Here is a 12,885-nt window from a genome sequence, read left to right as displayed (position 1 = left end):
CGTGTGGTGGGGAGTGGGCGCCGCGCTGCTGGCGAACGTCCTGTACAGCGGGGGTTTCGTGCTGGAGAAGCGGGCGCTGGGCAGGCTGCCCGAGGTGACGGTCCGGGCGCCGGGCCGGCTGCTGCGGCTGGTGCTCGGCAGCCCGCTGTGGATCGCGGGCGCGCTCGCGCTGGCCGCCGGTTTCGCCGCCCAGCTCGTCGTCTACCGCACCCTGCCGATCGCCGCCGCGCAGGGCCTGTCCGTGTCCGGGCTGGTGCTGCTGGTGCTGCTGTCGGCGCGGCTGCTGGGCGAGGAGACCAGCGGGCGGGAGCGGTACGCGCTGGCCGGCATCCTCGGCGCGCTGCTGATGGTCGTCCTGTCCCTGGACGAGGACACGGACACGGTCGGCCGGGGGGCGCCGTACCCGCTGCTGCTCCTGCTGTGCGTACCGTCCCTGGCGGCCGGGGTCTGGCTCTACCGGGCCGCCGAACGCCGCGCCGCGCGCCGCCACCGGCTGCCGACGGCGGGTGTCGAGTACGGCGTGGCGGTGGGGCTGCTCTACGGGGTCAGCTCGCTGGCCGTGAAGGGCGTGTCCGGCCACTGGGCGCCGGGCGACCTCGCCGGCACCCTCGGCGCGGTCCTGCGCTCCCCGTACCCCTATCTGCTGCTGTGCACGGGCGGGTTCGGGCTGGTCATGTCGCAGGCCGCGCTGCAACGCTGCCGGGCCTCGCTGATCGTGCCGGTGTGCACGACGGTGACCTGCCTGTACACGGCCGTGCTGGGCACGCTGTCGTTCGGCGAGGCCCTGCCCGGCGACCCGGTGCGGCTGGCGCTGCGCCTGTCGGGCACGGTGCTGGCGGTGGCGGTCCTGCTGACGATGCCGAAACACGACGCGCCACCCCGACCGACGTCCCCGCGTGAGGAGCTGACGCCGCGATGACCCCCGACGACCCCTTGCTGAGGATCCTGGCGTGCCCGCTGGACAAGGGCCCGCTGCACCTGCTGAGGCGGGAGGAGGCCGGGGCGGGGACCCGTGAGGACGCGCTGTACAACCCGCGCCTGCGCCGCCGTTACCCCATCGTCGACGGCATACCGCAGCTGCTGCCGTCGTCCGGGGAGCAGGTGTCGGAGGAGGAGCACGAGGAGCTGCTGCGCCGGATGCTCCCATGACGGCGACCCCGTCGACCCCGTCAACCCCCGCCACCCCGGCCACCCCGGCGGCGCGCCTGGCCCCCTTCCTCCCGCCCCGTCTGGTCGCGGCGGCGGCCCGCGCGGTGTACCCGCGGTTCGAGCCGGAGCTGGCCAGGATCGCGGACCTGTGCCCGCCCGGCTGCGGCACGGCCGTGGACGTGGGCGGCTGGTACGGCCCGTGGACGCGCCGGCTGAGCCGCCGCGCCCGCCGGGTGGTGACCGTGGAGCCGGTCCCGCACCTGGCGGACCTGCTGTCGGCGACGGCCCCCGCCAACGTCCGGGTCGTCCGGGCCGCCGCCGCGGACCGCTCCGGCACCGCCCGCCTGTGGCTGCCCGCGGGCGACGGCTCGGGCAGCCGGGGCGTGTCGTCCCTGCTCCGCCGGGACATCCACGCCCGGGCCCTGGAGGTCGTCTGTGTGGCCCTGGACGACCTGGGCCTGCGGGACGTCGGCTTCATCAAGATCGACGTGGACGGCGGCGAACTGCCGGTGCTGCGGGGCGCGACGGCGCTCCTGACCCGCGACCGGCCGGCCCTCTTCGTGGAACTGGAGTCCCGTATCCAGCCCATCGGCCCGGTGGTGACGTATCTGCGGGGGCTCGGCTACGACGGCTGGGTGCTGCCCGCCGACCGGTGGCTGCCGCTGTCCGCCTTCCCGCTGCAGGCCCACCAGGCGGCCACCTCCCACGTCGCCACCCACGGCCTGCTGCGCCGCGTCCTCCCCCTGACGGACCGCCCCCGGTACGTCAACTCGGTCCTGTTCCTCCCGGACGGGCGCACTCCGGGCGCCTCCGGGACCCGCGCGCGCCCACGCGGATCCCGGCGCCGGCGCGGGTCCCTGCGCTAGCGAGGGCGGCCCGTCACCCGCGCTGCCGCGTGTCCCTCGCCGTGAGCGCCACGGCAGCCGCCGTGGCCACCAGGGCGGCGGCTGCCCAGGCGAAGGCCGTACGGAACTCGGCGACCCGCACCGCGCCGCCGCCCAGGGCAGCGCCCACCAGCACCGCGAGGCCCAGGGAGCCGCCGAGCTGGTCGACGCACCGCTGCACGCCGGAGGCCGTACCGGCGTCCTCCTCGGTGACGTCCGCCAGGGCCGCGTTCTGCAACGCCACCAGCCCGATCCCCATGCCGCCCGCCACGCCCAGCATGCCGGGCAGCACATCGGCCCACAGGCCGCCGTGATCGGGCAGGCGCGCCAGCCAGGCCAGGCCCGCGGCCGTCAGCACGAGCCCCAGTACGCTGGTGCGCCTGACGCCGATCGCGCCGATGAGCCGGGACACCTGCGAGATGGCGAGCATCAGCGCCGCGCAGAACGGCAGATACGCCAGCCCGGCCTGAAGTGGCGTGAAGCCGAGCACGTCTTGCAGATAGAGGGTGAGCAGGAAGAACGTCGCGGACAGGGCCGCGCTGAGCGGCACGGTCGCCGCGTTCGCCACGGCCCGGACGCGGTGGGCGAAGAACGACAGCGGCACCAGCGGATGGCGCGTACGCGACTCGACGAGCACGAAGACGCCGAGCAGGACGAGGCCGGCCACCGCCGCCGCGGCGGAGTGCCGCAGCAGCCCGTAGGCCAGGGCGAGCGGCCCGCAGGTGAGCAGCGCGGCACCGGCCGGATCGAGCCGCCGGCGCTCACGCGCCCCGCTACCGTCACGGCGCACCAGCCCCGGCGTGAGGACCAGAACCAAGGCCACGATCGGCACGTTCACACCGAAGATCCAGCGCCAGTGCAGCAGCTGCACGATCGCCCCGGACAGCACGACCCCGACCACGAGCCCCGCGGCCGAGATGGCCCCCCATACGCCGAGGGCCTTCGCCCGCTCCTCGGGTCCGGGGAACAACAACGCGATCAGGGACATCGCGGCGGGCGAGGCCAGTGCCTCCCCCGCTCCCTGCGCCAGCCGGGCCGCGACCAGCGTCGGCAGATCCGGGGCGAGCCCGGCGGCCAGCGAGGCGAGCCCGAACAGCGCGGCGCCGAGCAGGAACATCCGCCGCCTGCCGAGCAGATCGGTCAGCCGCCCCCCGAGCAGCAGCAGACCACCCCCGACGAGGGTGTACCCGGTGACGACCCAGGACAGATCGGCGACGTCCGACCGGAACTGCGCGCCGATGGACGGTAGAGCGACGTTCACCACGGTCACATCGACCGCGATGAGGAACTGAAGCAGGGAGAGCAGCGCCAGCGCCCAGGGGCGCCGGTCACGCACGGGGCGGACGGAACCGTCCGCGGCCGCGGAAAAGGCGTTCATGAAGACGGGTACTCCAGATCGGCCCCGAAGCCGTCGGCAACGGGGCAACGGAAGACACGACGCTTCCGTGCCACCACCCCGTCACGGGGGCGTGGCGGCACACCGGAGTCACTTCACGAAAACGGCCATACGCTCAACTTACCAGCGTCCTCGCCCAGTTCAGGAACTGGCTCCCGTGAGCGCGGCCAGCTCCCCCAGGGTCCGGGCCGCCGGGGCCGGGTCGATGAGCCACTTCAGGTGGCTGCCTTCGAGGGTGCGGACGTCGTACGGGTTCTCCGGTGTCAGCGCGTCGCCCTCGCGGATCAGCCGGTCCTGCATCGCGAGCGGCAGACTCGCGTCACCGGCCAGCCGCACGTACGTCTTCGGGACACGGCCCCAGGTCGCGGCCTGCGCGCGGTCGGCGGAGGTGCCGACGTCCAGGTTCTCGTCGGGCTGGAAGGTGTTCAGGAAGGTCAGGAACTCCTCGTCGGTGCCGTCGGCGAGGAAGGCGGCCTTGAACGCGGCGAGGGCGGCCGGATCCGCGGTGCGGAAGTTGACGCGCAGCAACCCGAGTTCGGCCGGGTTGCCGACCAGCGCCAGGCCCAGCGCGGAGGCGTCGACCGTGGCCATCTCCGGTTCGGCGTAGTAGTCGTTGACGTCCAGGTCGACCGGGCACCAGGCCGATACGTAGACGATGCGGTCGATCAGGTCCGGGCGGGCGTTGGCCGCCGCGGTGGCGGTGATGCCGCCCCGGCTGTGCGCGACGAGGATCACCGGCCCGTTCTCCTTGGCCCGCTCCAGAATCCCGATCAGGTGGGCGGCGTTGTCCGCGAGCGTCACGCCCTTGATCGAGCCGGGCGCGGTGGCGAGCGCGTCCAGATCCTGCGGCGCCTGGTAGGCCCGCGCGTAAGTCGCCCGGAACCCGTGGCCGGGCAGATCGACCGCGACCGACCGGTGCCCGAGCAGTCCCAGCTCGGCCTGGAGCGGCGCGAACGAGAACGAGTTGGCGAAGGCCCCGTGAACCAGTACGAACGTCGGCTGCATCCCTGCATCCACTCCCTCTCCGGCGGGAGCGTCGTTCGCAGGCCAACACGAACAGTTGCCCGATCCCCGATCCCCCGTCGGGGACCCTACGCAGCGAAGATCACCGCGGCAACCGATTCCGGCCGTTCCGCCGGCCTGCTCCACGCCGGGCGGCACCCGGGTCGCCTGGTGGTAGTACATCCGCCAGCCCGCGTCACCGTCGCCCTTGCGCCAGATCGAGCTGTGGCGGGTCCGGCGCTCGCCGAGCGTCGTCTCGAAGGTCAGGTGCACCAGCCCCGGCGCGAGCCGCACCCCCGAGATCTCCGAGGGCTCATAGCGCGGCCCGTCCACCGAACTCCCCTCATGCCCGGCCAGCCCGGCGAGCATCGTCTCGTACGTCCACCGCTGCCCCGACCCGCCGACCTCCGTGAACTCCGGGTCGAGCAGCCGCCCGGCGAGCTCCCGCGAGGCGCGGACCCGCGGATCCATCAGCCGCAGCTCACCCGCGATCGCCTGCCGCACCTCGTCGTCCGCCTCCCTGTCCATGCCCCATCCTCACCGGCCCCGGCACCCGCCGCGCAACCGGATTCCGCTGCCACACTTTCTGCCACACTCGCCCCATGACCGGTCCGGCGCGCCCCTTCACCCCCCTCGACTTCCAGCTGGTCCTGCTGCGCCGCATGGCCGACCACAACCCCGGCCTGGTGGCCGACGCCCGCCGCACGCTCGGCGTCTCCCTGACCGACATGCGGGAGGCCAACAAACGCTGGCAGGCCATGCTCCGCTCCCCCCGCGCCCGCTCGGCCGCCGCCCGCTACCGCTCCGTCCTCGGCACCCCCGAGTCCCGCACCCCGCGCCGCATCGGCGACCTGACCTGCGAGGCCTGGCTCTGGCCGGTCCCGCTCTGGCCGGACCTGCGGTTCGAGGTCCTGGTCGGCGAGGGCAACGCCGTCTGGAACGAATGGCTGGTCCGCGCCCCCGGCGCCCCCTCCCCGCGCCTCCACACCCTCGACGACCTCACCCCCTGGTCCTGCACCGTCGACGAGGCGGCCCGCGCCTTCTCCCCCGCCCGCCCCCTCCAGGGCACGGCCCCGACCCGCTGGGGCCTCGCCCTCACGGCCCCCGACGGGCGGGAGGTGATCGCGGAGTTCACTTGGGGGTTGTTCCAGCGGGTGCTGCCGGGGTAGGGCACGGCAGGGCGACGGCCCCCGGGAGCCCTGCCGTCACCGCCGCCCCGACACCGGTTACCACGGATGCCATGACCGTCTTCCACTGCGCCAGGTGCGGCGCTGCCCTCACGCCCGAGCTGCGCCGGCTGGCGCACGTTCCCGAGGTCTCGGTGCACGGCGAGGACCGGGACCGCGGGACCGGGCTCGCGCCCTCCACGGTGCGTCGGGGGAGCTACGCCGTGGACCCCGAGCCGTGGGGCGCACCCTTCGTGGTGCCGGAGGCCGGGACGGCGGCCGGGGGCGGGGAGGGGGCGCTGCTCATGCCGCCCGGGATGGCCGGGATGGTCTCCGCGGGGCCCAGGGACTCGGTGATCGTGCACCCGCGGGACGTGCCGGGACTGCGGCTGACCGGGGACCTCGGGCCGCATCACGGTGCTGCGGCCCCCCTCAGGACCGGGGGCCGCAACCTGGCCTGTGGGTGCGGGGCGCTGGTGGCCACGCTCGCCGCCGACTGCGTGGGGCCGTACGAGCTGCATCTCGACCCGCTGCGGGTGTACGCGGCCGCACCGGGCGGGTGATCGCCGTGCCCGCCCGGCTCGCTCACCCGGCGGCGCCCAGCACCGCCTCCGCCACCCCCGCCACCGAGCCCGGATGCAGGCTCAGGAACAGGTTCGGCTCGACCAGTTCCAGTTCCATCACCACCGGGCGTCCGTCCTCGCCGTCGACGAGGTCGACGCGGGCGTACAGCAGGTCCGCCGTCGGAACCGGTACGGCGGCCAGGGCGCGCTCGGCGACGGCGAGTTCGGTGGGGGTCGGGGTCCAGGGTTCCAGGCGGGGGTGGGCCACCTTGCGGGCGTCGTAGGGGGTGCCGGGTGCGAGGACGGCGCCCTTGCGGCTGGCGTGGAGCAGTCGTCCGCCGAAGAACTGGAGGGCTCGTTCGCCGCTGACGTCGACGGCCGGCATGTACGGCTGGAGCATCGCCGTGAAGCCTTCGGCGTGCATCCGCTCCAGGTGGCGCAGGGCCGTCTCGCGTTCGCCGGGGGTGTAGCGGGCGGCGAAGCGGGCGCCCGCGCCGGAGGTCGGCTTGACGACGTAGTCGTGGGAGTCGGGCAGGTCCGTCACCGGGTCGCCGGGGGCCAGGTAGCGGGTGGGGACCGTCGGGACCCCCGCCGCCGCAAGGTCGCCGAGGTAGCGCTTGTCGGCGTTCCAGCGCACCACCTCGGCGGGATTGGCCAGCCGGGTCACGGCCTGGCACTTCTGCGTCCACTCCAGGAACTCCGCCGCCCGCCAGCTGTAGTCCCAGGTGGAGCGGATCAGCGCCAGGTCGAAGGCGGACCAGTCGACGGCCGTGTCGTCCCAGACCACGGTCCGTGCGTCCGCGCCCGCTTCCCGCAGGGCCCGTTCCAGCCGCGGGAGGTCTTTGTCGACGGCCACTTCGGGGCCGGGGCGGCAGGTGACGAGGGCTATTCGGGGTGACATGGCTGCTTTCCCTCCGGGTGACGAGGAGACGGCGGACTGGACCGCGGTCGGCCGCGCGCAGGGTAACAACCGTCCGCGCGGGGTGGTGAGGTCGAGGAGGTCGGAGAGGTCGGGGAGAGGTCGGAGAGGTCAGGAGCGGGGGCTTCGCGGGGTCCCTCCGGCGGGAGCCGGCGTTCGGCGTCCGTCGTGGCGGGAGTCCACCCGCGGTCGGGCCTGGCGCGGGGGTGCGCCTGATAGGAACGGTGGTGTCGTCCCCCAGTCGCAAGGAGTACGCCGCGTGTCCTCCCTCTTCCCCGCACTCGCCGACCGTGCGGCCGGTGCACGTCCCGCTCTTCGCTTCGGTGACCGTTCGCTGACGTACGCGCAGCTCGCCTCGGCGGCCGGTGTTGTGGCCGGGCGGGTGCGTGACGTGCGCCGGGTCGCCGTGTGGGCGACGCCGACGCCGGAGACGGCCGTCGGGGTGGTGGGCGCGCTGCTCGCCGGGGTGCCGGTGGTGCCGCTGAACCCGAAGTCGGGCGAGCAGGAGCTGGCGCACATCGTGGGCGACAGCGCGCCCGCGGCGGTCCTCGCCGCGCCAGGCGACGGACTCCCCGGCCCGTTGCGCGCGCTCCGGCGGATCGACGTCGACGCAGGCACCGACGCCGACATCGACTCAGCAGCCCCCTCCAGCTCCGGGGCCCCCTCCGACACCTGCACCCCCTCCGACACCGAACAACCCCTCCCCGACAAGCACGCCGACGACGCCGACCCGGCCCTGATCGTCTACACCTCCGGGACCACCGGCCCGCCCAAGGGTGCCGTGATCCCGCGCCGCGCCGTCGCCGCGACCCTGGACGCGCTGGCGGACGCCTGGCAGTGGACGGGGGACGACGTGCTGGTGCACGGACTGCCGCTGTTCCATGTGCACGGGCTGGTGCTGGGGATCCTCGGGCCGTTGCGGCGCGGCGGGAGCGTGCGGCATCTCGGGCGGTTCGGCACGGAGGGCGTCGCGCGGGAGCTGAACTCGGGCGCGACGATGCTGTTCGGGGTGCCGACGATGTATCACCGGATCGCGGAGGCGCTGCCGGGTGATCCGGAGCTGGTCAGGGCGCTGAGCGGCGCCCGGCTGCTGGTGTCGGGGTCGGCGGCGCTGCCCGTGCACGATCACGAGCGGATCGCGGCGGCGACGGGCCGGCGGGTCGTCGAGCGGTACGGCATGACGGAGACGCTGATGAACACCAGCGTGCGCGCCGACGGCGAGGCCCGCGCCGGGACCGTGGGGGTGCCGCTGCCCGGTGTGGAGCTGCGGCTGGTGGAGGAGGACGGCAGCGTCGTCACGGCGTACGACGGGGAGACGGTCGGGGAGATCCAGGTGCGCGGCCCGAATCTGTTCACCGGGTATCTGAACCGGCCCGACGCGACCGCCGCCGCCTTCACCGCCGACGGCTGGTTCCGCACCGGGGACGTGGCGGTGCGCGACCCGGACGGGTATGTACGGATCGTCGGGCGCAAGGCCACCGACCTGATCAAGAGCGGGGGATACAAGATCGGCGCCGGGGAGATCGAGAACGCCCTGCTCGAACACCCGGCGGTGCGGGAGGCCGCCGTCACCGGGGAGCCCGACCCGGATCTGGGCGAGCGGATCGTCGCCTGGGTCGTCCCCGCCGACGCCGAACGGCCGCCGTCACTGCCCGAGTTGGCCGACCACGTGACCCGTCGGCTCGCCCCGCACAAGCGGCCCCGCGTGCTGCACCACCTCGACGCGCTGCCCCGCAACGACATGGGCAAGATCATGAAGCGGGCGCTGGGCCGTGGCTGAGCGCCCGCGCCACAGCGCCCGCGAGGTCATCGGCCTGGCCACCGACGGCTTCCGCGAACTGCCGTACCCCGAGCGGGAGTCCGCGCCCGACGGGCCCCTCGGCTGGCACGGCTACGACGCCTCCCGCGCCCGCGCCGCCGCACGCACCGGCGAGGACGAGTCGGTGGTGTGCGGCACCGCGGAGGTCGAGGGCGTGCCCGCCGTGCTGATCGCCTTCGAGTTCGGCTTCCTCGGCGGTTCGCTCGGCGAGCGCACCGGGGACCGGCTGGAGGCGGCGTACACGTACGCGCGCGAGCACCGGCTGCCGGTCGTGCCGCTCATCGCCACCGGCGGCAGCCGGATGCAGGAGGGCATGCTCGCCCTCACCCAGCTCCAGCGGGTGGCCCGCCAGTCGGTGCTCACCCGGGAGGCGGGGCTGCCGCAGATCGCGGTCCTGCGGGATCCGACCACGGGCGGCGGCTGGGCCACCCTGGGCGCGGGCGCGGACGTGGTGCTGGCGCTGCCGGGCGCCCAGGTCGGGTTCGCGGGCTCCCGGGTGCGGCCGGCGGACGCCGATCCGGCGGCGTACACGGCGGAGGCGCAGGTCGCCGCGGGAGCCGCGGACGCCGTCGTACGGCCCGCAGAGCTGCGGGCGACGCTCGGGCGCTGGCTGCGGCTGCTGACGGCGCCCTCCGCCCGGCCCGCTCCCCCGCCCCCGCCCCTCGGCGCCACCGACCTGCCCGCCACCGGCTGGGACGCCGTGCTGCGCGCCCGCGCTCCCCACCGCCCCCGCGCCGAGCGCTACCTGGACGCCTACTTCACCGAGCGGGTCGCGATCGGCGGCGACCGCTGCGGCGGCACCGACGACGGAATGCTGTGCGGTTTCGGCACGCACGAGGACGAGCCCGGCGGCCGTACCGTCGCCTACGCCGCCCAGACCGGCACGGCGACCCGCCCCGCCGGGTACCGCACCGCCGCCCGGCTGATCCGGCTCGCGGACCGGCTGGGCATCCCGGTGCTGACGCTGGTCGACACCCCCGGTGCCGCCAATGACGCGGAGGCGGAGCGGCAGGGCGCGGGCGCGGCGATCGCGGAGCTGTTCGGCGCGGTGGCCGCCGCCCGTACGCCGGTGACCACGCTGGTCATCGGCGAGGGCGGCTCGGGCGGCGCGCTGGCGCTGGCCGCGCCCGGCAACACCTGGGCCACTCCGGACAGTTACTTCTCCGTCATCGCGCCGGAGTCGGCGGCGGCGATCCTCAAGCGCCCGCCGGCGGAGGTGGAGGCCACGGCGGAACAACTCCTCATCCGTCCACAGGACTTGGAGCGGCTGGGCGTCGCCCGGGTCCGAACAGGCGGCGAGCCGTCCCCTGGAGCAGGTGAGCGCCGTTTGTGAGATCGCCTGTGGCTCGCGTGACCGGCGATACTCACGGTGCGCGAGCGACGGGGTGGGCGTTGCTTTCGGCCATGTCGGCGCTGATCCGCCCGTCCGGCCGGACACCGTCGATCACGGTGCCCCGCCGGGTGAACGCCCGCCAGAACTCCCGTCCTCCGCTCGACCTCCACGGTCCGCTTCCCGTCGCCGAGTTCGGTGACGCTCACCCGGTGGCCGTCGGCGGGTGGCCGGTGACGAGGGTGAGGACGCGGGCGGCGGCGCCCGCCGTCCGGGAAGCCGCCGGGGTGCCCGCCGAGGGCCCGGCGGCCGTGTCCGGCGGCTCCGCCGCTCTCGCCCGCCCGGCCGCCCGCAGCCGCAGCGGAACCGCAGCGACACGGGAGCCGCCCAGCCCCCGCGGGCGGGCTCACGCCGTGGCGGTTTTCCGCCAGTGGGACGCGCGGTGCGCGGTGGAAGCCGGGACACCGCCAACAGGGCTCGGCAACAATGGAGTTCACCGAGGTCACACGCCACACACACGGGGGAGCGAGCGAACACATGGACGGTCTGGTGGAGTTCACGACCGAGGAGGGCGCCCTGGTCGTCGTGGAGGGCGTCGAGGACGAGACCGGCGCCCGGCTCGTCTCGCGCGGCGACGGGCCCGCGCGGGCGGCCCGCACCTTCGAGGGCGCCCTCGACGGGGTGCGCGCGGCGGCCGAGTCCGCGCTGCGGGTGTTCCGGGACGGCACGCTCCGGCCGGACGCGGTGGAGCTGGAGTTCGGCGTGAAGCTCAGCGCGGAGTCCGGGGCGGTGATCGCCAAGGGGACCGCGGAGGGACACCTGACCGTCCGGCTGAGCTGGACGCCGGACCGGACCGCCGGGCGCCCGTGAGCGGGTACGCCTGGCACGCCCGGATCGTGTGCGGCAAGGAGGTCGGCGCGGGCTTCCTGGTGTCCGGTCGCCGCCTGCTGACCTGCGCGCACGTCGTGCGGTTCAGCGACACCGCGGAGATCGCCGTCACCTTCCCGGGCCGGCGCGACCTGGACCCCGTCCCCGCCTCCGTGGCCGTGCACGGCGGCTGGCGCGGCGGCGTCACCGACCCCGGCGACCTGGCCGTGCTGGAGCTGGCGTGGGAGGTGCCGGTCGCCCCGGCCGTCTTCGCCCCGCCCGGCGCCGAGCGGGGCAGCCCCCGGCTGGTCGCGTACGGCTTCCCGAAGGGCTACGACGAGGGCATGCTCGCCGAGTACCGGGCGCTGCCCGGCCCGCTGATCGCCGGTGAGTGGGTCCAGCTGGAGGCGCTGACCGGGCACGGGCAGCCGCTGGCCGCCGGGTTCAGCGGGGCCGCGGTGACGCTGGACGACGAGACCGTGGTCGGCATGGTCGCGGCCGTCGCCGGCGACCGGGGCGTCCGGGTGGGCCGGATGCTGCCCACCGAGGTCATGGCCCGCTACTGGGACGAGCTGGGCGAGCTGGTGCCCACCCCCGGGCATCACGCGGGCGCCCGCCGGCGGCTGTACGCGCTGGTCCGGCAGGCCGGCGAGGCCGGGCTGCGGGTCGATCCCGACCGGCTGTACGTCGACGCGGTCGGCCCGTTCGGGCCGCCGCTGCCCGAGGGCGGCTTCGGCTCGACGGCGCGGGCGGCGGCGTACGTGCAGTGGGAGGTGCCGGACCCGGAGGCGGTGACCGCGTTCGCGGACCGGCTCGCGGACCTGCTCGACGCGCGGGACGGGCGGGCCCGGCCGGCCGGGCCCGGCACTCCGGACGCGCCGGACGCCGCCTGGTCGCCCATCGTCGTGGAGATCGAGCACAGCGGCGCGGGCGCCGACCAGGTCACCGTGGAGGTGTCCGCGTACCGCGACGGCCACCGCCGCCCGGTCGGCGCGCGCCGCCTGCCGCGCACCGGGGTGCGGGCCTATGTGCAGGAACGCATCGACGCGGCGTTCACCCAGCTCGCCCCGGACGCCGAGGAGCTGATCACCTTCGTGCTGCCGCGGGAGTGGCTCAACGAGCCGGTGGCCCGCTGGGAGTGCAGTCCCGACGACCCGACGCCGCTGGGCTGCGCCTACCCCCTCGTGGTCGCCGACCGCGCCCGGCACCGCAGCGGCCGGCTGCGCCACCAGCTCGCGAAGAAGTGGCAGAAGCTGGACGTGTGCGGCGGCACCGCCCCGCACCGGGTCGACTGCTCCCCCGCGGAGCGCCCGCCGAGCCTGCGCAAGCGGCTGCGCGACCACGAGGCCGGGGTGGCCGCCTACGCCGCGCCGCCCACGGCCGTACGGCAGCACTTCGAGGCCGGCCTCAACGTGCCCGTGCCCATCCTGCTGTGGCCGCGCGCCGGCTGCCCCGGCAGCGAGCACGACGGCCCCTGCCCGGGCGAGGCGTTCCTCGACGAGCTGACCGAGTCGGTCACCGGCGTGCCGCCCGGCGATCTGCCCCGGCATGTGCGCACCCTGCGCGAGACCGCGGAGGCCGCCGACGAACCCGACCGGCACTGGGCCCGCGATCTGCAGCTGCTGTGGGACGACCCGCGCTGCTTCCCGGAGCCGGCCGCCTGCCTGCACTCACCCGTGGAACCCGTCGCCTCCCGCGCCTGACCCCCGACCCGCGCCTGACCCCCGACCCGCGCCTGACCCCCGACCCGCGCCTGACCCCCGACCCGCGCCTCGCCCCGCGCCTCACGA

Annotated in this window: 12 protein-coding genes and 1 pseudogene; 9 read left to right on the top strand and 4 right to left on the bottom strand. The window is 75.4% G+C overall.

The annotated features are described in order from the left end of the window. Positions 1-13 precede the first annotated feature (13 nt). From AB0K92_RS06345 to AB0K92_RS06335, 3 genes are read left to right on the top strand one after another with little or no spacing between them, the layout of a single operon-like run. The gene (locus tag AB0K92_RS06345; RefSeq protein ID WP_365920336.1) at positions 14-919 is read left to right on the top strand and encodes a hypothetical protein; all 906 of its coding nucleotides are present in this window, start codon (positions 14-16) and stop codon (positions 917-919) included. Further along, a complete protein-coding gene (locus tag AB0K92_RS06340) occupies positions 916-1,149 on the top strand; it encodes a Trm112 family protein (RefSeq protein WP_365919963.1) in 234 nt (77 codons plus the stop codon). Before AB0K92_RS06345 ends, AB0K92_RS06340 begins: the two co-directional genes overlap by 4 nt. After that, the gene (locus AB0K92_RS06335; protein WP_365919961.1) at positions 1,146-2,015 is read left to right on the top strand and encodes an FkbM family methyltransferase; all 870 of its coding nucleotides are present in this window, start codon (positions 1,146-1,148) and stop codon (positions 2,013-2,015) included. Before AB0K92_RS06340 ends, AB0K92_RS06335 begins: the two co-directional genes overlap by 4 nt. Before the next feature lie 13 nt (positions 2,016-2,028). On the opposite strand, the gene AB0K92_RS06330 is transcribed toward AB0K92_RS06335, so the two are convergent. The 3 genes and pseudogenes from AB0K92_RS06330 to AB0K92_RS06320 all read right to left on the bottom strand — a co-directional run. Continuing rightward, on the bottom strand, positions 2,029-3,411 hold the full coding sequence (locus tag AB0K92_RS06330; RefSeq protein WP_365919959.1) for an MFS transporter: 1,383 nt from the start codon (positions 3,409-3,411) through the stop codon (positions 2,029-2,031). A gap of 159 nt (positions 3,412-3,570) precedes the next feature. Then, entirely contained in the window at positions 3,571-4,434 is an 864-nt protein-coding gene (locus AB0K92_RS06325; RefSeq protein ID WP_365920334.1) for an alpha/beta fold hydrolase, read from the bottom strand. Between the two features lie 189 nt (positions 4,435-4,623). Continuing rightward, positions 4,624-4,902 (bottom strand): annotated as a pseudogene (locus tag AB0K92_RS06320) (nuclear transport factor 2 family protein); the annotation flags it as partial. 131 nt (positions 4,903-5,033) lie between these two features. Between AB0K92_RS06320 and AB0K92_RS06315 the strand changes: the two are divergent. Both AB0K92_RS06315 and AB0K92_RS06310 read left to right on the top strand, forming a co-directional pair. Continuing rightward, entirely contained in the window at positions 5,034-5,600 is a 567-nt protein-coding gene (locus tag AB0K92_RS06315; RefSeq protein WP_365919957.1) for a hypothetical protein, read from the top strand. Between the two features lie 71 nt (positions 5,601-5,671). After that, positions 5,672-6,160 (top strand): hypothetical protein, encoded by a 489-nt coding sequence (locus AB0K92_RS06310; protein WP_365919955.1) that lies wholly within the window; start codon positions 5,672-5,674, stop codon positions 6,158-6,160. 22 nt (positions 6,161-6,182) lie between these two features. Here AB0K92_RS06310 and AB0K92_RS06305 read toward each other — a convergent pair whose 3' ends face one another. After that, positions 6,183-7,061: a hypothetical protein gene (locus AB0K92_RS06305; protein WP_365919953.1), complete on the bottom strand. Its 879-nt coding sequence runs from the start codon at positions 7,059-7,061 to the stop codon at positions 6,183-6,185. 277 nt (positions 7,062-7,338) lie between these two features. Between AB0K92_RS06305 and AB0K92_RS06300 the strand changes: the two genes are divergently transcribed. The 4 genes from AB0K92_RS06300 to AB0K92_RS06285 all read left to right on the top strand — a co-directional run bounded on the left by AB0K92_RS06300 (position 7,339) and on the right by AB0K92_RS06285 (position 12,798). Beyond that, a complete protein-coding gene (locus tag AB0K92_RS06300; RefSeq protein ID WP_365919951.1) occupies positions 7,339-8,859 on the top strand; it encodes an acyl-CoA synthetase in 1,521 nt (506 codons plus the stop codon). After that, the gene (locus AB0K92_RS06295; RefSeq protein ID WP_365919949.1) at positions 8,852-10,231 is read left to right on the top strand and encodes a carboxyl transferase domain-containing protein; all 1,380 of its coding nucleotides are present in this window, start codon (positions 8,852-8,854) and stop codon (positions 10,229-10,231) included. Before AB0K92_RS06300 ends, AB0K92_RS06295 begins: the two co-directional genes overlap by 8 nt. 534 nt (positions 10,232-10,765) lie before the next feature. Beyond that, entirely contained in the window at positions 10,766-11,098 is a 333-nt protein-coding gene (locus AB0K92_RS06290) for a CU044_2847 family protein (RefSeq protein WP_165998107.1), read from the top strand. Then, on the top strand, positions 11,095-12,798 hold the full coding sequence (locus AB0K92_RS06285; RefSeq protein ID WP_365919947.1) for a trypsin-like peptidase domain-containing protein: 1,704 nt from the start codon (positions 11,095-11,097) through the stop codon (positions 12,796-12,798). The genes AB0K92_RS06290 and AB0K92_RS06285 overlap by 4 nt, the downstream gene beginning before the upstream one ends. Positions 12,799-12,885 lie beyond the last annotated feature (87 nt).

The sequence above is a fragment of the Streptomyces sp. NPDC052687 genome, assembly GCF_040678395.1.
Taxonomy (GTDB): Bacteria; Actinomycetota; Actinomycetes; order Streptomycetales; family Streptomycetaceae; genus Streptomyces.
Note: the sequence above shows the minus strand (reverse complement) of the source record. Positions and strands in the feature narration are given on the sequence as shown.